Origin of the sequence: Lysobacter avium (genome assembly GCF_015209745.1) — a bacterium.
Taxonomy (GTDB): Bacteria; Pseudomonadota; Gammaproteobacteria; order Xanthomonadales; family Xanthomonadaceae; genus Novilysobacter; species Novilysobacter avium.
The window spans coordinates 1846071-1866517 of record NZ_CP063657.1; the positions used below are offsets into that span (position 1 = coordinate 1846071).

The following is a 20447-nucleotide window of genomic DNA, read 5'->3' on the forward strand; positions in this document are numbered from 1 at the left end:
GCGGGCTCGCTGGACATTCAATGGGCATGTCCTTGCTCCGCAACCCTGTCTTCCCTCACCGCGGGCACTTGCCACGCGTTGGCCACCAGGATCGGCGGCTCGTGCAGGTAACGCGTGGTGCGGCGCTTGTTGTCGATGTCGGCGTAGATCGCCTCCGCGCGCTCGCGATCGATACCCAGCGCCTCGGCCAGCCGGGTGGCCGGACAGCCGTGGTCCCGAGCCCACAACGCAAGATCCATCTGCCGGTAAGGCAAGGCAAAGTAGAACTCGTCCTGGCCCTGGGCGAGGCTGTAGGTGTCGGTCGTGGGCACCACGTTGCAAACCCGCTCGGGCAGGCCCAGGTGCCGTGCCATTGCGTAGACCTGGGACTTGTACAGGTGCGCGATGGGCTTGATGTCCGCCGAGCCGTCGCCGTTCTTGACGAAGAAACCCTGGTCGTATTCCAGATGGTTGGGCGTGCCGACCACGGCGTAGTTGAGCCGGTCGGCGTGGTAGTACTCCAGGGTCTTGCGGATCCGCTGCTTGAAGTTGGTTGCGGCAACGATCTGCAGGTAGTCGGACAGGCCGAGCGTGCGTTCGTGCACCTCCCCCTCCGGTGACTCGGCGACCAGCTTGAAAACATTGACGCGCCCTTCCGTGCCGCCGTCGATCACGATCTTGAAGCGCCAGTCGTCGGTGAACGCGGGCAGCGCACGGCGGACCGCGGCGTCGCGCTCGGAATAACACCCGATCGCCTCCAGCGCCGGCGCGATATCGATTGTGAGGCTGCGGATGCCCAGGTGCGTGGCGAGTATCCCGGCCCGAAGTGCGCTGTCATCGTTGGAGTCGCGTTCCGGCAGGATCAAGGCGAAGACCCGGTCAGGTCCCAGCGCACGGACCGCCAACGCGGCGCAGCACGAGGAGTCGATGCCGCCGGAGATCGCCACCACCAGTCCGCGCTTGTGCAACACGCGCGCCGTGGAATCACGCACGTGACTGGCGATGCGGTCCGCCTCGCGCTCCAGGTCGAGTTCGAGCACATCGAAATCCAGGGCTTTCATTGCCACTCCCGCGCCGCGTCCGGCTCGGTCAGCAGGACGCGGCGGACCTTGCCTGACGCCGTGCGTGGCAAGCTCGCCAGGAACTCCACATGGCGGGGAACCTTGTAGGTGGCCAGGCGACTGCGGCAATGGGCTCGCACGAGGTCCGCGTCCAGCGGCTGGTTGCCGGCGGCCACGATGAATACCTTCACCACCTGCCCCAGGGTCGGCTCATCCACGCCCACGACGGCGGCATCGAGCACGCCTGGCAACTCAAACAGCACCTCTTCCACGTCCAGGGGGTGCACGCGATGGGCGCCAGTCTTGATCATGTCGCTGCGCCGCCCGTCCAGGTAGAGATAGCCCTCGCCATCGAGATGGCCCATATCGCCGGTGCGGAGCCAGCCATCGCGCATGACCAGTGCGGTGGCCATCGGGTCGTTCCAATACCCGGCCATGACATTGGGACCATGCACCCATACCTCACCCGGCGACCCTGCGGCGAGGGGGCTACCTGCGTCGTCGCGCACCTCGATCCTTACCCCGCGGATCGCCTTCCCCGCCGAGCCGGACTTTTCATCCAGGCGCTCCGGTGGCAGCCACGCCAGGCGCGCGGTCGCTTCAGTCTGCCCGTACATGACGAACAGCCGCGCGTGGGGAATGGCATTGCGCAATCGCTTGATGAGGCCGGGCGCCATCGCGCCACCGGCCTGGGTCATGTAACGCATCGCCGAGAGGTCATGGTCGGCCAGCGACACCCGGTCCAGCAGCAGGGAAAACATCGATGCCACCCCGGGGAAGCCGGTGACCCGCTCACGAGCCATGACGTCTACGACCACATCCGGAAACACGAGGTTGGGCTGCAGCACCAGGCGGCCACCAACGGCCAGATGCGTGTGCAGGACCGAGGCGCCGTAGGAGTAGTAGAACGGCAGCATCGACAGTGCGCTGTCCGCTTGCGTCAACTCCAGGTATTCGATGATGGCGTCGGCATTGGCCACCACGTTGGCGTGGGTCAGGGTGACGCCCTTGGGCGCACCGGTAGTGCCGGAGGTGTAAAGGATGGTCGCCACGGGCTGGAAGATGTGCGCCACAGACGCGACCGGCGCGGACCCGATCGCACCCTGCCAATGGGTGCCTCCGGGGGGTAGCCCGGCGTCGCCCGCGCCGTCGCCGACGACCACCCGTTGCGGCGCGACGCGCGCCTGGGCGAGACCCGCCTCCACCTCAGCGTTGCCGACCTCATGGACCAGCAGCTTCGCCCCCGCGTGCTCCAGCCAGGCGCCCAGCTCCCGCCCCCGGGCCTGCGCATTCAGCGGCACTGCCACGCACCCGGCCAGCCAACTGCCGTAGCAGGCCACCACGGCTTCAAGACTGTTGGGAAGGGCGATGGCGATGCGCTCGCCGGCGCCGAGACCCTGCGCGTGCAGGAAACCGGCAAATCCCTTCACCCTGGCTGCCAGTCCGGTGTAGTCGATCCGGCGATCGCCATCGACGACCGCGACCATGCGCGGGTGGCGTCGTGCAGTGGCGAGGAGCCGTGAGGCCAGGGATTTCGTCATGCCACGCACGCTGCCATTTTTCGCGCCAGGAACGCACTGATCATGTCGATCGAGTCGAAATTGCCCGGGATCATCTCTGCGGCTTCAACGCGTATGCCGTAAGTGGTTTCCAGGAACTCGACAAGCTCCAGTATCCCCGTGGAATCAACGACGCCGCCGCGGATCAGCGACGCGTCATCGGCCAATGCCCCGGCGTCCTCGGTGAACAGGTAATTGCCGAGAATGAAAGGCTTGATCGTCTTCTTGAATTCCATCGCTTCATCGCGCCCCAGCATCAGATACCCATTACAACGGCAACACCGGCGACAAGCGGACGGGAGCTCCCGCGCATACGGGAGGTGGAGCGCCCTGGCTAGCGACCAGCCGGTCTGGCGTTGGCCAACACCTGCCTGCATGCGTCAAGGGTGTCGACGGCCACGTCGTGCCAGCCGCGACGCATCGAGGCGGCCATTGCGGTGCGGTCCCAGTCGGCAACCAGCGCTTGCGCCAGGGCGCGCTCAAGGGCAGCGGGGTCGCGCGGCGGCACGAGCAACCCGTTGTCTTTGCGCACGATCTCGCCTGCCCCGCCCACGTCACTGACCACGACGGGGCAGCCGCACGCGATCGCCTCGACCACCACGTTGGGATAGCCCTCCGACCAGCTGGGCAAGGTCAGCACATCGGACGCGCCAATCCACTCCGCGACGCCGGTCGGCTCCATCCCGCCGGGAAGGTGCACGCGTGACTCGATGCCATGGGCGCGCAGCAGCGCCGGGAGCTGGCCGCGCATCACGCCATCGCCGACCAGGGCCAGGCGCGCGCGCGGATCGCGCGAGGCGATGGCGGCGAATGCCTGCAGCAGCTCGATCAGGCCCTTGGATTCGACGAAGCGCCCGACATAGACAACCAGCCGCGCTTCCGGATCGACTCCCAGTTGCGCGCGCATCGCGCCACGCTCGCGCGGGTGGAAGACGGCGGTGTCGATGCCGTTGACGATCGTGCGCACCTTGACCGGGTGTGCACCAAAGGTGGTGATCGCGGCAGCCCGCATCGCCTCGCTGACTGTCAGGACCTGATCGGCGCCGGCGAGGACCTTGCGCGTGAGGTAGGCGTTGATGCCCGACCGCACGTGGATGTCCGAGCCCCGCGCACCCACGATGCACGGAACTCCCAGCCGCCGCGATGCGCGCAGCGCAGCGTAGCCATCGGGATAGATCCAGTACGCAAGGACCAGGTCAGGCCGGAACGCGCGCAGGCGCGGGGTCAGGGCACGGGCGCCGACCATGCCGTTGGTGGCCCGCGATACGCCGGGGATGCCCGGGTAGGTGTAGGGCTCAAGGTCGATGCCATCCAGGCGGTAGTCGGGGCCGACCTCACCGTGCAGGAAGCTGCGCGGCGCCAGGCCCGGGAGGCGCAGGTAGCGCACTTGGGGCAGAAACACCCGCACCGTCGTCAGGCCGCTGAGCGCGCGGGCGGTCTCGTGGATGTAGCGGCCGCGCGTCCTGTCATACGGCACCGGCAGTATCGGGGTCACCAGGGCGATGCGCAGCGGCGTGCCGCCCTCGACATCATCGGGCGCCGGCGGCCGTGGCGACAATACCGTGTCAGGGGAAAGGCCGACCCCGTTCATGACATCGCCAGCAGCACTTTCAGCAGCAGGTAGAACGCCACGACCGCTGCGCACGCCAGTACCAGCCAGCGCAGCAGGTCCTGGCCAAGGTTGAACGGCACCACGTCCGGGAAACGCTCGCGCACCGCGGTGAAGTGCGCCACCACCACGGCACTCAGCAGGTACGGCAGCATCACGTAGCTGCGGCTGAGGAAGAACGCGGTCGCGGCATAGCCGACCAGCGACACCAGCAGTGTCATCGCGATCGCTCGATCGCGTCGCCACTCGATGACGTCGTCATCGTCGGACAATTCCGGCGCGTGGCGAAGCAGCCGGGCCATCATCCAGAAGCAGTAACCCATGAAGGAAAACCACAGGAAGAAGCCGATGAAACCGTTCTCGGCCAGCACCAGGATCAGGGAATTGTGTGCGGTGAGCTCGTTGAATTCGGTGAACCGGTCCGTGCCAACACCCATCACCGGGTGGGCGATGAACATCTGCATGCCTTCGTACCAGGCTTCCACGCGGCCCGTGGCGGAACGTTCCTGCACGTCGAGCTGGTCCAGGCGCGACGGCAGGAGTTTGAGCAACGTGAGGCATATGGCGGCCATTACCCCAGCGGTAACCGGGCCGCGTCGCTGCCAGAGATAGGCGCCGCTCATCACCACCAGGGCCAGCAAGGATCCACGCGAGTTGGTCAGCAGGATCCCGTACATCAGTACGCCGGCTGCCGCCAGCCAGACCAGGCGACGCAGCCCGAGAAGGCCACCGCGACTGCTCAGGTAAAGCGCCATTGGCACGCAGATCACGAACAGCATCCCCAGGTCATTGGGATCGCTGAAGATGCCCAGGTACTGGATCCGCCCGTCGTCGATCAGCGGCATGCCGGTCCAGCCCAGCCCGGTCGCGGACTGCTTGATCCCGTGGATCGCCAGCAGGACCGCACAGGCGGTGAACACGCCGATGACGAAAACCACCCGCTGTCGGGTCAGCGCGGTGTTGGCCAGCAGCACGAACGCGACAAGGGTCGGTGCAAACACGTTGAAGTGCTCCAGTGCGCCGCCGCTCCAGCCGTTCACGGCAATCGACAGGCTGGTGACCAGCAGGAACAGCGCCAGGAGAAGGTATTGGGGTTCGTCGAAACGCTTGTGCCGGGACGGCAACCACGCCACCAGCGCTGTGATCAGCGCGATCGGCAGAAACGGAATGCCGGCCTGCGCCCACTGCGGATACTCCTGCGGCCGCACCAGGACCAGGACCAGGTAGATCACGATGAAGACGAACGGCATCAACGTCCGGCGCCTCCCCCAACGCTCGACAACCACTGACAACGCGAACCGCGCGTGACGGCGGTCACCACAGGTGCAGCGTCCGCCGGCGCACGAAGGCCACCGTCGCCTGCGCCGAGTACAGGTTCATATGCACGAACGCGACCAGCATTCGTACGGGCCAAAACGCGGCGAGCCGTGGCAAGGCCGGCGCCGCCGCGACCACCAGCACGACCAGACCCGCGGCGGCCAGGCAGGCCCGGTAAAAGCGATGGTCTGCGGCCAGGACCAGCGCGGCCAGCACCATCAGCACCATCGCCCACGGCGCGACCAGTCGCAGCAGCTTGTGGCACAGGAAGCGGAACCAGATCGGGTTGTGCAGCGGGTTGACCAGCCACGGTGCGAGCTGCACCAGCTGCAGGTTGCCGGCGAGCGTGCGCACCTTGCGCACGCGCTCGTCTCCGGCCGAGGCGGACGCATGGTCCCACGCCCGCGCACCCGGCTCGAACACCACGCGCCTGTGCGCGCGGACCACCTGCATGGGCACCAGCACATCGTCCAGCACCGTGCCCGCGGGCAGGGGAACGAACAGCTTCCTGCGCATCGCATACAGCGCTCCGCTGACGCCAACGACCGACCCGCTCCGGCTCTCCGCCTGCCGGATCGCTTTCTCGTAACGCCAATAGGCGTCCACGCTGGCGGCAAACCCGGTCTCGGGATGCTCGAAACGCAACTCGCCGCCCACGGCGCCGACCGCCGGGTCGGCCAGGCACGCCACCAGCGCGCCCAGTGATTTTTCTTCCACGCGCTGGCGCACGTCCACCATCAGCAGGATGTCGCCGGTGGCCGCCGATACCGCGTCGTTGAGGCAGGCTGCCTTGCCGCGACGATGGGCGAACTCCAGCACCCGCACCCGCGAGGAGCGTACTGCCCGGCACACCTCCGCAGACCGGTCGCTACAGCCGTCGCACACCACCACGACGTCCAGCAGCGCCTCCGGGTAGGCCAGCGCCAGCAGGTTGTTCAACTTCGCGCCGACCTGCGCTTCGCCGTCATGCACACAGAGGATCGCCGTGACGGTCGGCGTGATATCGGCGCGTGCGACCGGTTGTGGTCGGAGCGCCGCCCACGCGCGCACCCACACCGGGTAGCCTGCATAGGTAAACGCGACCAGCGCCGCGCAGCCCCAGAAGATGATGCTCATGCGCGCACTTCCCTAATTCCCCTCCGGGCGTCGTTCCGCCCAGCGCTGGATGGGCCCGGCCCAGCGCTCGTGCACGCGCGGGTACTGCGCAAGGAACGTGAGCAGCTGCCTCGCATCGGTTGCACGCCATGCACCGAAAGCCAGGCTGGATCCGGCAAACACCAGCGCGTAGACGACCGCTGCGACCCAACCGGTCGACTGCCCCGGCACGGTGGCCATCAGCACGGCAGCGACGGCGCTCGCGACGAAGGCGGCGGCCAGCAGCCGGCCCAGTTCACGCAGCGGCAATCGCATCCCCATCATTCGCGAGATGCCGCTGGCAATCGCGATGAAGACGATCAGGCGCGATCCGGTGTGCGCCGCCACGGCCCCCATCAATCCGTATCGGGGGACCAACGCAAACGCCAGCGCAGCGGTGATGGCCAGCGATATGACGATGAAGATCACCCGCACGCGCTGGTTGTCGGTGGTGGAAAGCAGGGCGTTCAGAGCCGAGTCCGCCAGCGTCAGCCCGGAAATCGCGATCATGATCTGGAACGGCAGGATCACCGGCGCAAAGTCATCGCCATAGAGCAGGTGGATTGCCGGGGCCGCGACCAGCACACCGATGCCGCCGAGCAGCAGGCCGATGAACGAGTAATAGCGCATTGCGCTGGCCATGATCCCGCCGGCTCGCTGGTCGCGCCCCTCGCCAAACGCGTGCGCCATCATCGGCATCAATACCGTGGACAGCCCGGCCGACAGCATCTCGATGCCGCCCTTGGTCAGCGCCCCGGCAATGGCGAAGTAGCCGACGGCGGCGGCGCCCACCAGGTCATTGAGCAGCCATGTCTCGATCGACTTGTTGTTGAACGCGTAGGCAACGGTGAGGATCACCGTCCAGAACAGGTGAGGCCGCAGGCGGACGAGGATGGCGGGATCCAGGCGCTCACGCGAGGGAGAGAGACCACCGGCGCGCAGCAGCAGCCGCGACGACACCGCATAGCCCGTGCTGGTCGCGGCGAACAAGGCCATGTAGGCAACCAGCCCGGCCCCGATGCGCATCAGCACCAGCACGGCGATGATGTTGGCCGCGCTCATCACCACGGCCGTGGCGGCCTCCACGCCATAGCGCCCGTAGCCCTTGCCGACGGAGGCATCGAACATGAAGAGCGCTTTGGGAATCGCGGCCGCCAGTGTCAGCGCGACAAAGACCCGGGCACGGCCTTCCCAGCCGGCCGGCATGACAAAAGGGACCAGCGCCGCGAACGCAAGCGCCACCACCGCCAGGCAAGCGTACTGCCTGCGCCGCGCCCAACCATGCACGGCGCGCGCCGATTCGGGCGACTGCCGTCCGAGGCTCTCGGAGATGAAGCGGATGGTCGTTGCGTTCAGGCCGTTGTTGCCGACCATGATCAACAAGCCCGCCAACCAGACGACGTAGGAGTAGCGCCCGAAATCATCCGGCCCCAGCGACCGCGCCACGATGATGCTGGCCAGCAATCCGAGCGCGTAGGTCACATAGGTCGAACCCATCACCATCATGGCGCCGCGGATGGCAGCGATACCGCTGAACTGGTGGTTGATCGGTCGGGACGCCACAGGGTTCCATCGCAATCTGGCGGAGGCTACTGGGGCAAACGCATAGCACCAGCTCCGTCGGCCAGGCGGTAGCGTGAGCAGGAGGCCGGAAACTCCGCCGCGGGCCGTTTGCTTCTTTATGCACGCGGCGGCTTTGGCCTAACCGCGTCCCCAACGGGTGGAGTGCGGATTGAACAGTGATGCCTGCCGGACCGCAGAAGACGTCCGCGACGTTGCCAGCCCGTGGAAGAGCGGCATCGTCCACGTCGTCGACTGCCTGGAAACGGGCGGGCTGGAGCGTGTCGTCACCGACCTGGCGATCGAGCAGGCCCGCTGCGGACATCGGGTCGCCGTGTTCAGCATCACCGGCAGCGGAAGCTTCGCGGCCGAGTTGGAGGCGGCCGGCGTGGCGGTGGTGGTCGGCGGCAAGCGGCGTTCCTTCGACACCGGTGTGATGCGCACGCTGCGTCGCGCGGTGATCGATCGCGACGCGGGCATCGTCCACGCTCACAACTTCGTACCCAACTACTACGCCGCCCTCGCCTTGGCCTGGCCTTCCGGCCGGCGCCGCGTACTGGTCAACACCTGCCACAACATGGGATCGCGACTGTCCAACACGCGCCTGCGCTGGCTGTACCGCCTGTCGCTGGCGCGGACCACGCGGGTGGCCATGGTGGGAGCCCAGGTCCAGGAACATTTGGTGGGCTCCGGCCTGGTGGGCGCGGATCGCGCCGAGGTCGTCCTCAATGGCATCCCCATCCGGCGGTTCGAGGGCGGCGCAGAGGCACGCCTGGCAGCGCGCGCGACCCTTGGTCTGGCGCCCGAAGCGATGCTGATCGGCTCGGTCGGCCGGCTGGTCGCGCTCAAGCACCAGCGCGTGCTGCTGGAGTTGATGCCGGCTTTGGCCGCAGCCTGCCCGAGTGTCGAGCTGGTGTTGCTCGGCGACGGCCCCTTGCGCGCGGAACTCGAAGCGCTGGCGGACTCGCTGTCAATCCGCGGGCGGGTGCACTTCCTCGGCGCCCGCGATGATGTCGCCCGCTTGCTGCCTGCGCTGGATGTATTCGCGCTTCCATCGCTGACCGAGGGCCTGTCGATTGCCCTGCTGGAAGCCTGCGCCGCCGGGCTGCCGATCGTGGCAACCGCGGTCGGCGGCAACCCGGAAATCGTCACCGACGGATGTACCGGCGTGCTGGTGCCGCCCGATGACCGCGAGGCGACCCGCAACGCGCTGGAAGCATTGCTCAAGGATGCCGCGTTGCGCGCACGCATGGGCAGTGCGGCAAGGGAGTGGGTCCGCGCCAACGCCTCGATCGAGGCGATGCGTCGCAGCCACGACCGCTTCTACGCCGCGGCCGGCGCCTAGTCCATGCGCTGCGCGAAATAGCCGAAAGTGCGCTGCAGGCCTTCATCGGTGGTGACGCGCGGCTGCCAGCCCAGACGCTTGAGCGCGGCGTTGGGATAGCGGAAGTCGCGGTACATCGAGCGGACCACGTAGGGCGTGAACACCGCCGGCAACTGCCCCATGGATGCCTTGTTGTAGCGCACCAGCAGCCTGGAGCCGAGCAGGAACAGCCAGTAAGGAACCGGCAATACCCGCATCCGCTCCACCGTGTCCTGATACGCGCGCAGGTAGGCACTGCAGCTGGGCAGCTCGTCATCGACCACGTTGTAGGCGCGGCCATCGACACCGGACGCGGCCGCCCGCGCGATCGCGTCGGCACAGTTCTCCACGTAGGTCAGTGGCAGGGTCGCCTTGCGCCCCAGGTTGAAGAACAGTCCCAGCGCACGGATGCCGACGCGCGATGACAGCGCGCCGCCACCGGGCCCGTAGATGACCCCGGGTCGCACGACCACGGTCTGGAAGCCAAAACGTTCGCGGTACTCCTCCAGCAGGTGCTCCTGGCGCGTCTTCGCGTACGCGTAGGGGCCCTTGTCGATCCCCACCGCTTCGACGTCCACCGACTCGTCGTGCAGCGCATTATCGGGCAGCGGCTCGGTGCGATAGACCGAGAAGGAGCTGACCAGGACGATCCGCCCCACTCCGGCCGCACCCGCCGCGTCCAGGAGGTTGCGCGTGCCGACCACGGTATTGGCAAACATGTCGGCCGGGCTGCCGCGCATCCCCGCCGCCGCATGCACCACGCAATCCACGTCCGCAACAAGTCCGGCGGCGTCGGGGGCATAAAGCAGGTTGCCCAGCACCACTTCGATGCACGCGTCGGGATGCGATTGCCGCAACCCCGCGACAAACTCCTCCGGCGCGGAGTGGCGGAAGTGGAGCCTGAGAACCGCGACATCCTCCGCAAGCAGGCTCCGCGCCAGGTGTCGGCCAAGAAACCCGCCCGCTCCCGTCAGCAGGACCTTCATGCGCGCACCTCCAGCGCCACGACGATGGCATCGATCATCCTGGCCACCCGCAGGATCTCCTCGTGCGGCACCGGATCCGCGGCGTTGTCTTCGATGGCCGCGTAGAATTGCTCAAGCAACACCCGCATGCACTGGAAGTAGTGGGACTCGTAACGCCCGAACGCGGCCACGTTGCGAAGCGCGTTGCTGCCAAAGCGCGACGCCTGCACCCACGGCGGAAACAAGCGGCCAAGCGCGCTGGGCTGGCTCTGGCGGGCCGCGCGCACCAGGGTCCGGCACGCGTAGTCCAGCTCCACGGTGTCGCGGCTGCCATACACCTTGAGCGTGTGGGCGACGGGGCGCGCATGCGAGCTGACCATGCCGCACGCGGTCACGCCGTTGCCGCCGCGCAGCATGAAGCGCAACTCGTCGGGCATCGCGTCGATGGCCTCGTTGCCGCTCGCCGGTCGTCGTCGCAGACCGATCGCCTGCACCGTGAAATCGTCATCGAAGTGGACCACCAGCTTGGCCAGCACATGGTCGAGCACATTGTGGAAAAGTTTGCCGGGCAGTCGATGGACCCAGTGCATCGGATCCGACATCACCGCCATCCCGTAGTCACCGGCGAGGTTGTAGCCGAGCGCGGTCTCCAGGTGGACGATGCTGCCGAGCGTCCCCGCGTCGAGCAGGTCACGAAGACCCAGCGCGGGCGACTCGAAGTTGTACAGATAGTTAACGCTGACCCGCTTGCCGGTGACGCGCGCTGCCTCAAGAATCCGGGCGGCACCCTTCGCATCCGGTGCGAAGGGCTTTTCCACGAAGACGTGGCAGCCCATCTCCAGTGCGGCACAGGCCAGCGCGACGTGGGAGTCCGGCGGCGTGGCCAGGTGGACCACGTCCAGCCGTTCCTCGCGGACCATCGCGGCGAAGTCGGTATGACGCGCAACGCCCGGCCAGCGGTGTGCGAACTGCTCCACCATCAGCGGCTCGCGGTCGCACGCCGCGACCAACTGCGCCCGGGCGACGGTCTGCAGCTGTTCTGCGTGGCCGTCGGCAATCTTGCCGCAGCCGACGATCCCCACCCTCATGCGGACAACCCCCTTGCGTTGCTTCCCGGTGCGCGTCGGCTGTCAGCTGGCGAAGGCATTGCACTCCTCGGTGCCTGCCGCGTCGACCGGGGTGCGGGCTTCCTGGACGTGGTGAACGCCGTAGGCGGGGCGGGGAATATCGAAATCGCGATAGCCACCCGGGTCCCCGGACAGCCCGCACTCGGCCGCCTTGATGATGTTGTAGGTCTCGCGCGCACTGACGTAGTGGAGTTTCCAGTGCTCGCCATCGTTGTAGCGCGACTCCATGTACGCGTACGCCTCATCCATCGCGCTCCCCAGCAGCGTGTCCATGTCCACCTCCTCGGCGCCGTGGGTGTGCACCTTGACGATGATCCACTCCGGCCGCCCGGCGACGTGGATCCCGGTCTTTACCCAGCCGTCGATCCGCTCGCGCGTGGGCGGAGCACCGGCGCGTACATCGGCGTTCTCGATGCGCGGAAAGATGCCGAACTTGCGGTCCTTCCACCGCAAGCCCAGCGGCCCCTGGATGATCATCAGGTCGCCTTCGCCGACCCCGCCGGTCCGCACCCGCACCCCGGTGTCATGCGACTTGGACCGGGCCGGATCGCCGGTGGCGTAATAGATGCTGTTGATGGTGCGCGTCTGGCACGGGTCCGGCGCTGCGGGCAGGGTGAAATCGGCGTAGCACCCCTGCTCGCGCAGGATGACCAGCTCGTTGCTGACCCCACAATGGCGCCCGCTGGGATGCGAGTTGTCCAGCGCCCAGTTGCCGTGGATGAACGCCCAGCGCGGCTGGCCGGAGAACGGGTCGCGCGGCAGCGCGTCGTGGCGTCGGGCAAGCAGTTCAGTGAAGCCGGACAGCGTCCCCCGCAGGCCGGCCTCGGTTTCGTTGTCGTGATGCAGGTGGATCTCGATCTCGCCCAGTCCCTGTCGGCACAGATCCACCAGCGCATCGATGTGTTCGGGCCGGTACTCCTCCTCCGGGTAGAAAAAGGTGTGCACGGGCGGCCGACCGTCGGCATCACGATGGCCCGCGCACAGCGTTGGCAGGTCCCGGCTCCAGCGCGCGACACGGGCGCGCTCCACCGCCAGGCCCGGGCTCTGCCAGCCGGGCTCAAAATGATCAACGAAACAGAACAGCAGGTGCCGGGTGGTGCCTGCGGCGACCGGCTCGCGCCAGTCCTGGCGCAGGTACGCCCACAGCCAGCCGGTGACGTTGCGCTTGCGGATCAACAGTGCCCCGTAGGTGATCGCCGCGAGCATCAACGCCAGGGTGGCAAGCCACGGTGCCATGGAAAGCCAGCGGCGTTGCCTGGTGGGCAGGACTTCCGAAAATGGTGCCATCGCGAGAAGCGCTGAGCCGGCGGCTGTCGCGCGTCGCGCTCCCCCTGGAAGCAGGGTCATGGGCACGACCCCCGCCGCGGCGGGTGCGACGCTCTGGAACGCGCCAATGCTGTAGGGCGGGGTCCGTTTCACGCCCTCGATGTCATCGCCGATGTCCGCCACGATGGTGCCGGCACCGACCGCAGGGCTTTCTGCCAGCGGCTTGCCATCGTCATCCAGCGGGAACACGGCCTGCACGCTGTCGGTATCGGAGCCGGTGGCCTTGCGCCATTGCGCCAGCGAGCCTGCGGCAGCCGGCAAAAATCCGGTCCCGGCCCGGTTGTCCACGAACCGGCAACCGGCGTCCTCGAAGCCGTTCCAGTTGCTCCCCGGCGAGCCGTCCAGGCCCTGCAGCCCGCCCAGCTCCTCCGACTGCCGGATCTCGATGCAGGTACCGCCCTGCATCCGCACCAGGTTGTTGAGCAGGCGCGGATTGACACTGGGCGGGCGCCCCGCGTGGGAGCCCCAATCCTGGAAACTGATGCCGAAATAGAGCGCCGCATGGCCGGTCCGGCCCGCGTCGATGATCGTGTTGTTGGCGACGAGCGCATCCTTGGACGCATACAGCCCGATGCCCGCATACGCTGTGTTGCGGACCACGTTGTTGCGCACGATCCCGCGGACGGATTCGTAGTAACGCGGATTCCTGCCGATATCGAAGTACTCCGGGCTGGTGTCGAAACCCACCAGGATCCCGGCGACACCCGTGTTTTCGATCCGGTTGCGTTGGATGACCACGTCCGCGGCGCCACCCTTGAAGTACAGGCCGGTGGTCGCGATGTCATGGATCCAGCTGTCCTCCACCAGCATCGAGGAGCCGTTGACGTTGTCGATGCCGTCCGCGTTCATGTCCTCGGTCGGCGTGCCCGGCGGATAGATCGCACCGGTGTTGCGAATCTCGGTGCGTCGCACCGTGACGTTGTTCGACTGTGGGGTGATCTTGATGCCATCACGGCCGGTATCGCGGATCAGCAGGTCCTCAAGGAGGATGTTGGACGCACCGGTGTTGCCGGTGACATCGCCCTGGGACCAGTTGGTCTGCATCATCACGCCGTAGACGGCGCCCCCGCTGATCTCCAGGTTTCTCAGCGTGCTGCCCGACGCGGCCGGGTCGATCTGGATGGCCACGCTGTCGGGCGTGTGGATGTCGCAATGCACATGCGCGCGCTCGCCGGGGTAGGACTGCAGCGTCAGCGGCACCCTCAGGCGTACATCGCATTCCTCGTAGGTGTTCTCTCCCGCTGGCCCGCGCAGCACGATCGTGTCACCCGCCCTGGCAATGCCTTCGTTTTGCGCCAACAGGTGCTTGATGGTGCGGAACGGCGACTGCAACCGGCCATCACCGGTGGTGTCACTGCCGGAGGTGGACACGAACCATTCCGCGGCGGCAGCCGGCTGCGCGAGCAAACCGGCGAGGCATGCAAGTCCGGTCAACATGGCGGCAAACCGGCGGTCCGCCCTGCCGCGCTGGCCGTCGCGGTGGCAGCCTCGTCTGCCAAGCCACGGCGACGGGAGCGGGATCGGGGGTCGCTGCGCCTTGTGCATGATTTCAACAACGGCGATTGCAAGCATTCCCGGCCTCGCCCCGGGGCCGTTCAAACGCGGACGGGCCGGCGTTGCCGGTATCCGGGCGTTTCGCCGTTGTTCCCCATGACGACAATCCAACATGCAGCAGGTCCGGACCGTCGCGCATGGCCTGGAGGATGCAATGGGGAAGAAGACAAAGACGGCACGATTGCTGGCAGCGCCTGGCCTGCGCAGGGTGCTGTCGAGGGCGTTGCCCTGGGAAGGCGTGCTCATCCTCAACTACCACCGCGTCGGCGATGGCAGCCGGTCGATCCACGATCGCGACCTGTGGAGCGCGTCCAGCGACGCGTTCGACGCCCAGCTGTCGTTCCTCAAGGCCAACAGTGATGTCATCGCGCTGGACGAAATCGAGTCCGCCCTGGCACGGCGTGGCAGCCGCCACGTCGCCATTACCTTTGACGACGGCTATCTCGACAACTATGAACTCGCCTATCCACTGCTGCGCCAGCATCGGCTGCCCGCGGCGTTCTTCATCGCCACCGGCTTCATCGACGACCCCCGCCTGCCATGGTGGGACGAGATCGCCATGCTGGTCCGCACCACCACCGTTGAACAGCTGGACCTGGGCGAATGGGTAGCCGGCCCCCTGCTGCTGGAAGGCGGCCGGCGGGCCGAGGTAATCCGCACCCTGCTGGGTGCCTATAAAGCACTGCCGGGGGACGAGGCGGCGAAATTGCTTGGCAGCCTGCGCGAGCAGGCGCGGTGCGGTTCCAACAGCGCACCCGCCACGAAGCACTGGATGGACTGGACCATGATCCGCGACATGGCCGCCAACGGCATGACCATCGGCGGGCATACCGTCCATCATCCGGTTCTGTCCAGGCGCTCGCTGGCGCAGCAGCGCGCCGAGATCTCGGGCTGCGCGGCGCGGCTGCGCGCGGAACTGGGCCAGGCGATGGACTACTTCGCCTATCCCGTGGGCAGCCCGGATGCGTTCGATGAGCGCACCCGCCAGTGCCTGCAGGATGCCGGCGTGCGCCTCGCGTTCTCCTACTACGGCGGCATCGCCACTCGACAATCGGCGCGCTACGACATCCCCCGCGTCGCTGTCGCGGCACGGATGGAAAACCACCTGTTCCGGGCGATGGCGGCGCTTCCGCAGTTTTTCTGCCGCAGGAGCGAGCACCTCGTCGAAAGCACGGAACCATCGCTATGACCGGCGATACCGACTTCCTGAAGCTGTACCGGCAGTTGGGAGTGCACCCTGGATGCAGCTTGCAGACCTTCAAGCAGGCCTACCGACGCCGGGTGCGGGAACTGCATCCCGACCGGATCCCAACCGTCCGGGATAGTTCGGAGAGACTCAAGGAATTGAACCTGGACTACGCGGCGGCGCTCGCCTTCCACCGGCGCCATGACCGGCTCCCCGGGACGGCTCCCGACTCGAGAGCGCGTTTCTCCCGGCCACCGCCAGCTCCTGAGCGGACGCTACCGGCGCGGACGCTACCCACCCGCCGGCACCCGTCGCCCGCACTTCCCTACGAGCCTCCAAACCGCTGGCTGCTGCTCGTCTTCAGCCTGGTGGCGATCATCCCGCTGTGCACCCTGCTCCCCAGCCATGGGATAGACGCGACCGGGACACCGGACGATGCGTCCACCGCTTCAGGCGCCCCGACGGAAATCGCCCCGGTCGTCGTCGAACTGGGCATGGACGCGGCCAGCGTTGCCGCGTTGCTGGGTGCGCCGGAGATCAACGCCGACAATGAAGAACACTGGTTTTACGGCCCATCGTGGATCCGTTTCGAGTGCGGCGAGGTGGTGGAATGGCACAGCTCGGTGCTGCGGCCGCTGCCGGTGGCCGATCCGGGTACGGCATCCCACGCCCGCGCCCACAAGCCCGCGCGTCGGACGAAGCGATGCACGGCCAGGCCCCGGCGGACGTCGCGGGTCCATCCTGCCGACCGGATCTTCGCGCCCGGCTTCGGCCTCGCCTGACCATGTGCGGCATTGCAGGCTATCTGGGTCAACCGCTGGGGGCCGGGCACGATCGCGCGACCCTTGAGGCGATGATCCGCACCCTGCGCCACCGCGGGCCGGACGGATTCGGCTTCCATGTGGACGCCGGCATCGGCCTGGCACACGCGCGGCTGTCGATCATTGACATCGCGACCGGCGCGCAACCGATCCGCAATCGCCGGGGCACGGTCTGGACCGTCTTCAACGGCGAGATCTTCAACTACCTCGAGCTGCGTGCGGCACTGGAAGCGAAGGGCCATCGCTTCTACACGCGCTCCGATACCGAAGTGATCGTGCATCTCTACGACCGCTACGGCGATGACTTCGTCCAGCACCTCAACGGCCAGTTCGCCATCGCGCTGTGGGACGCCACGCGGCAGCGACTGGTCCTGGCCCGGGACCGCTTCGGCATCCGGCCGCTCTACTACACCCGCGCCCGCAACGCGCTGTGGTTCGCCTCCGAAATGAAGGCCCTGTTCGCCGTCGTGCCCGAGCAAGCGCAGCTGTCGCCGCGCGGCCTGATCCAGACCTTCAGCTATTGGGCACCGCTGGATCCGGACACCGCCTACGAAGAGGTTTACAGCCTGCCGCCCGGCCATCTGATGACCGTTGAGATCGATGGCCGCAGCACGTTCCGGCGCTACTGGGACTGGGATTTCCCCGACGCCGCGCAAGCCGCGCAGACGCCCGAATGGCGCAACATCGATGAGGCCGCCGCCGAACTGCGCGAGCGCCTGATCGAAGCCATCCGACTGCAGTTGCGCGCCGACGTGCCGGTGGGCGCCTACCTCAGCGGCGGCCTGGACTCCTCCGGCATCGTCGCCCTGATCCGCAGCTTCACTGACAATCCGGTGCGCACCTTCTCCGTGGCCTTCGACCAGCCCGAATTCGACGAAAGCGCCCATCAACAGGCAATGGTGCGCCACCTCGGCACCGAGCACAGCACGCTGAAAGTGGGCGCGGCGGACATCGGCGCGGCATTCCCGTGCTTTGTCGCCCACACCGAGACCCCGGTCCTGCGTACCGCCGGCGTGCCGCTGATGCTGCTCGCCAAAATGGTTCGCGAGCACGGCACCAAGGTCGTGCTTACCGGCGAAGGCGCCGATGAGGTCTTCGGCGGCTACGACCTGTTCAAGGAAGCCAAGGTGCGCCGGTTCTGGGCCCGCCAGCCGGAGTCCACATTGCGGCCCAGGCTGCTGGGTCGCCTGTACGGCTATCTGGAAAACTCCCCCGCCGCCAATCCGGCGCTGGCAGCGGCGTTCTTCGGCCAGGGACTGCAGCACATCGATCGCGCCGTGTTTGCCCATGCTCCGCGATGGACCACCTCGCAGCGGGCGCTGTCATTCCTGTCGCCCGAGCTGCGCGCCACTGCCGCGGACTGGGACGCCTTCGCCTTCGCCGAATCGCGCCTGCCGGAAAACATCATGGCCTGGGCCCCCCTGGCCCGCGACCAGTACGTGGAAGCCAAGACCCTGCTCGCCGGCTACCTCCTGTCCAGCCAGGGCGACCGCGCGGCCACGGCCCATTCGATCGAAGGCCGCTTCCCTTACCTGGACCACACCGTGGTCGAGTTCGTCAACCGCCTGCCGCCGGCGTGGAAGATCCAGGGACTCACCGAGAAGGCGATCCTGCGCAAGGCGCTGGGTGACCTGCTCCCCGCCGATATCGCCTCGCGCACCAAGCAGCCGTACCGCGCGCCCGACAGCCAGAGCTTCTTCGTCAACGGCCAGCCGCTGGACTACGTGGAAGCGCTGTTTGACCCGGCCCACCTGCGGGCGACCGGACTGTTCGATACCTCGGCAGTGTCGCGGCTGTTTGCCAAGGCGCGCGCAGGCAAGGTCACCGGCTTTGCCGACAACCAGGCCTTCGTCGGCATCCTGTCGACTTTGCTGCTGTCGCAACGTCGCTCGGGCGCGTCAGATCCATTCCCGCAAGAGCACGTCGGCGACTACGGTCCAGTTCCGCAGACGGTATAAGGCGGCGCCTCCAGAGCGCCATCGGACCGTCAAAAAACACGAGCCGGCCCCCGGTGGCCCTCGCCAGCGCTACCGCCCGCTACTCGACCTCGGACGCCACGACGCGACCTTCGGCCTCCGCCTGCAACACGCTGCGGCGGATCTTGCCGGTGCCCGTCTTCGGCAGCGCGTCGCGGAACTCGACCTCGCGCGGCACCATGAACTCCTCCAGATGGGCCCGGCAGTGGCCGATGACCGCCCGCGCATCCATGTCAGGCTGGTCCGTGACCACGATCGCCTTCAACGACTGGCCGAGCATCCCGTCGGGCACGCCGACCAGCGCGGCCTCGCGGATGCCCGGCATCGCGTAGAGCACGTTCTCCACTTCCTTGGGGCTGACCTTCTCGCCGCGCGACTTCAGAATCTCGTCCTTGCGACCGACGAAGTAAAGGAACCCCTCGTCATCCATCCGGAACAGGTCACCCGTGTGCAGCACTTTCTCCCACGGGTAGCGGCCGAGCCTGAGTACTCTGGCCGTCGCCTCCTCGTTGTCCCAGTAGCCCTGCATCACGTGGCCGCCGCGCACCATCAGTTCCCCGACCACGCCGGGCGGCACGGCGTTGCCGCGGTCGTCGGCGACCCACGCCTGCGTGCCCGGGATCGCGATACCCACGCTGTCGGGACGGATGGCCAGTTGCTCCGGTGGCAGCCAGGTGCAGCGCTTGGACTCGGTCATGCCGTACATCGAGTAGATGCGCGCCTGCGGGAATACATGCTGCAGCTGGAGGATATGGGACGGGGGGAGCGCTGCAGCCGTGTTCGTCAGGAAACGTACGCTGCGCGCCCATTCGGGATTGAAGTTGCGCAGCTGCACGATCAGCGCCGCCATGGTCGGCACCAGCGGAAAGCCGGTCACTTCCCGCGACGCGAGCAGCGGCAGCACCTTTTGCGGAAACGCGAAGGACTTTTCCAGCACCAGCGTCGCGCCCATCTTCACGCACATCAGCAGCTGGTACAGGCCGTAGTCGAACGACAGCGGCAGCACGCTCAGGACCACGTCGTCGCTGCGCGCCTGCAGGTAGGTGGTGATGGACGTCGCCGCATGCTCGATGTTGGCGTGCGTCATCATCACCCCCTTGGGGCGGCCAGTGGAGCCGGAGGTATAGACCAGCATCGCCAGGTCGATGTCGATCCCAACCGGCGCGAGGGCACGGTCCGGCGCGGATGCCAGAAAATCCTCGTAGTCCACCGCGTCAGCGGGGAGCACCGCCGCAGGGTCGCTGACCACCACCACCTTGCGCACGCTGGGTGCCTGATGCGCCGCCTCCAACGCAACGCGGACAAGGCTGGCCTGGGTGACCAGCACCGATGCCGCGCAATTGGCCAGCACGAAAGCGAGCTTGTCGGCCTTGGTGGTCGGGTTGATGACGCAGAAGACCCCGCCGGCCTTCAGCGTGCCAAAGACGCCGACCGCGACCTCGATGCGGTTGTCCATGAACACCACGCAGCGCTCGCCATCGACCAGGGCCGCGTCGCGGGCCAGCGCGCCGGCGAACCGGTCCGCCGCCCGATCAAGCTCGCTGTAACTGATCTCGCGCTCGCCACAGATGATGGCGGTCTTGCCCGGATGACGACGCGCCGCATCGGCTAGATGGACTTCGTAACGACTCATCCAGCCACGCTCATCTCGGCCAGCTTGCGGTCCACGTAGCCCGCCAGATTGGCGATGCTGTCCATGTTCTCGGGGATGACGTCCTCGTCATCGACGATGATGCCGAACTCCTCCTCCAGCCAGGTGACCATCACCAGCACGCCCATCGAATCCATCACCCCGGTCTCGATCAGGCTTTGGGTGGACGAGTACTCCTCGCCCGGCACCGCCGGAGGGAAGGACAGGTACACGAACTGCTCAACACGACTTTCGGTTTCCACGCACGATTCCTTGTCAG

General features: G+C 67.2%; 16 protein-coding genes. 4 read left to right on the plus strand and 12 right to left on the minus strand.

Annotation, left to right across the window (positions count from 1 at the left end):
- Positions 1-17 precede the first annotated feature (17 nt).
- From nadE to INQ42_RS08360, 7 genes are all read right to left on the minus strand, one after another.
- Positions 18-1040 (minus strand): NAD(+) synthase, encoded by a 1023-nt coding sequence (gene nadE, locus INQ42_RS08330; protein WP_194033868.1) that lies wholly within the window; start codon positions 1038-1040, stop codon positions 18-20.
- Complete coding sequence (locus INQ42_RS08335; RefSeq protein ID WP_194033869.1) at positions 1037-2581, minus strand: class I adenylate-forming enzyme family protein; 1545 nt, start codon at positions 2579-2581, stop codon at positions 1037-1039. Before INQ42_RS08335 ends, nadE begins: the two co-directional genes overlap by 4 nt.
- Positions 2578-2856, minus strand: coding sequence for an acyl carrier protein (locus INQ42_RS08340; protein ID WP_228064320.1), 279 nt, complete (start codon positions 2854-2856; stop codon positions 2578-2580). The genes INQ42_RS08335 and INQ42_RS08340 overlap by 4 nt, the downstream gene beginning before the upstream one ends.
- A gap of 77 nt (positions 2857-2933) precedes the next feature.
- Positions 2934-4190 carry a glycosyltransferase gene (locus tag INQ42_RS08345; RefSeq protein ID WP_194033870.1) on the minus strand — a complete coding sequence of 419 codons (1257 nt, stop codon included), beginning with the start codon at positions 4188-4190 and terminating at the stop codon, positions 2934-2936.
- A complete protein-coding gene (locus INQ42_RS08350; protein WP_194033871.1) occupies positions 4187-5458 on the minus strand; it encodes an O-antigen ligase family protein in 1272 nt (423 codons plus the stop codon). Before INQ42_RS08350 ends, INQ42_RS08345 begins: the two co-directional genes overlap by 4 nt.
- A 64-nt stretch (positions 5459-5522) precedes the next feature.
- Positions 5523-6641: a glycosyltransferase family 2 protein gene (locus INQ42_RS08355; RefSeq protein ID WP_194033872.1), complete on the minus strand. Its 1119-nt coding sequence runs from the start codon at positions 6639-6641 to the stop codon at positions 5523-5525.
- 12 nt (positions 6642-6653) lie between these two features.
- A complete protein-coding gene (locus tag INQ42_RS08360) occupies positions 6654-8222 on the minus strand; it encodes a lipopolysaccharide biosynthesis protein (protein ID WP_228064321.1) in 1569 nt (522 codons plus the stop codon).
- Between the two features lie 169 nt (positions 8223-8391).
- On the opposite strand from INQ42_RS08360, the gene INQ42_RS08365 reads away from it, so the two are divergent.
- Positions 8392-9564, plus strand: coding sequence for a glycosyltransferase (locus INQ42_RS08365; protein ID WP_194033874.1), 1173 nt, complete (start codon positions 8392-8394; stop codon positions 9562-9564).
- Here INQ42_RS08365 and INQ42_RS08370 read toward each other — a convergent pair.
- The 3 genes from INQ42_RS08370 to INQ42_RS08380 are packed head-to-tail and all read right to left on the minus strand — an operon-like array spanning position 9561 to position 14437.
- Positions 9561-10568 carry an NAD-dependent epimerase/dehydratase family protein gene (locus tag INQ42_RS08370; RefSeq protein ID WP_194033875.1) on the minus strand — a complete coding sequence of 336 codons (1008 nt, stop codon included), beginning with the start codon at positions 10566-10568 and terminating at the stop codon, positions 9561-9563. The genes INQ42_RS08365 and INQ42_RS08370 overlap by 4 nt on opposite strands.
- Positions 10565-11635, minus strand: coding sequence for a Gfo/Idh/MocA family protein (locus INQ42_RS08375; RefSeq protein WP_194033876.1), 1071 nt, complete (start codon positions 11633-11635; stop codon positions 10565-10567). Before INQ42_RS08375 ends, INQ42_RS08370 begins: the two co-directional genes overlap by 4 nt.
- A gap of 42 nt (positions 11636-11677) precedes the next feature.
- The gene (locus INQ42_RS08380; RefSeq protein WP_194033877.1) at positions 11678-14437 is read right to left on the minus strand and encodes a right-handed parallel beta-helix repeat-containing protein; all 2760 of its coding nucleotides are present in this window, start codon (positions 14435-14437) and stop codon (positions 11678-11680) included.
- A 271-nt stretch (positions 14438-14708) separates the two neighbouring features.
- On the opposite strand from INQ42_RS08380, the gene INQ42_RS08385 reads away from it, so the two are divergent.
- Genes INQ42_RS08385 through asnB form a run of 3 tightly spaced genes read left to right on the plus strand, consistent with a single transcriptional unit; the run spans position 14709 to position 18519 of the window.
- On the plus strand, positions 14709-15743 hold the full coding sequence (locus tag INQ42_RS08385; RefSeq protein WP_194033878.1) for a polysaccharide deacetylase family protein: 1035 nt from the start codon (positions 14709-14711) through the stop codon (positions 15741-15743).
- Positions 15740-16522 carry a J domain-containing protein gene (locus INQ42_RS08390; RefSeq protein ID WP_194033879.1) on the plus strand — a complete coding sequence of 261 codons (783 nt, stop codon included), beginning with the start codon at positions 15740-15742 and terminating at the stop codon, positions 16520-16522. The genes INQ42_RS08385 and INQ42_RS08390 overlap by 4 nt, the downstream gene beginning before the upstream one ends.
- A gap of 2 nt (positions 16523-16524) precedes the next feature.
- A complete protein-coding gene (gene asnB / locus INQ42_RS08395; protein ID WP_194033880.1) occupies positions 16525-18519 on the plus strand; it encodes an asparagine synthase (glutamine-hydrolyzing) in 1995 nt (664 codons plus the stop codon).
- A gap of 79 nt (positions 18520-18598) precedes the next feature.
- Here asnB and INQ42_RS08400 read toward each other — a convergent pair whose 3' ends face one another.
- Positions 18599-20170: a class I adenylate-forming enzyme family protein gene (locus INQ42_RS08400; RefSeq protein ID WP_194033881.1), complete on the minus strand. Its 1572-nt coding sequence runs from the start codon at positions 20168-20170 to the stop codon at positions 18599-18601.
- On the minus strand, positions 20167-20430 hold the full coding sequence (locus tag INQ42_RS08405) for an acyl carrier protein (RefSeq protein ID WP_194033882.1): 264 nt from the start codon (positions 20428-20430) through the stop codon (positions 20167-20169). Before INQ42_RS08405 ends, INQ42_RS08400 begins: the two co-directional genes overlap by 4 nt.
- Between the last annotated feature and the right edge of the window lie 17 nt (positions 20431-20447).

Coding starts and splice junctions, on each gene's coding strand:
- nadE (WP_194033868.1), bottom strand. CDS start 1,040: ATGAAAGCCCTGGATTTCGATGTGCTCGAACTCGACCTGGAGCGCGAG.
- INQ42_RS08335 (WP_194033869.1), bottom strand. CDS start 2,581: ATGACGAAATCCCTGGCCTCACGGCTCCTCGCCACTGCACGACGCCAC.
- INQ42_RS08340 (WP_228064320.1), bottom strand. CDS start 2,856: ATGCTGGGGCGCGATGAAGCGATGGAATTCAAGAAGACGATCAAGCCT.
- INQ42_RS08345 (WP_194033870.1), bottom strand. CDS start 4,190: ATGAACGGGGTCGGCCTTTCCCCTGACACGGTATTGTCGCCACGGCCG.
- INQ42_RS08350 (WP_194033871.1), bottom strand. CDS start 5,458: ATGCCGTTCGTCTTCATCGTGATCTACCTGGTCCTGGTCCTGGTGCGG.
- INQ42_RS08355 (WP_194033872.1), bottom strand. CDS start 6,641: ATGAGCATCATCTTCTGGGGCTGCGCGGCGCTGGTCGCGTTTACCTAT.
- INQ42_RS08370 (WP_194033875.1), bottom strand. CDS start 10,568: ATGAAGGTCCTGCTGACGGGAGCGGGCGGGTTTCTTGGCCGACACCTG.
- INQ42_RS08375 (WP_194033876.1), bottom strand. CDS start 11,635: ATGAGGGTGGGGATCGTCGGCTGCGGCAAGATTGCCGACGGCCACGCA.
- INQ42_RS08380 (WP_194033877.1), bottom strand. CDS start 14,437: ATGTTGACCGGACTTGCATGCCTCGCCGGTTTGCTCGCGCAGCCGGCT.
- INQ42_RS08385 (WP_194033878.1), top strand. CDS start 14,709: ATGGGGAAGAAGACAAAGACGGCACGATTGCTGGCAGCGCCTGGCCTG.
- INQ42_RS08390 (WP_194033879.1), top strand. CDS start 15,740: ATGACCGGCGATACCGACTTCCTGAAGCTGTACCGGCAGTTGGGAGTG.
- asnB (WP_194033880.1), top strand. CDS start 16,525: ATGTGCGGCATTGCAGGCTATCTGGGTCAACCGCTGGGGGCCGGGCAC.
- INQ42_RS08400 (WP_194033881.1), bottom strand. CDS start 20,170: ATGAGTCGTTACGAAGTCCATCTAGCCGATGCGGCGCGTCGTCATCCG.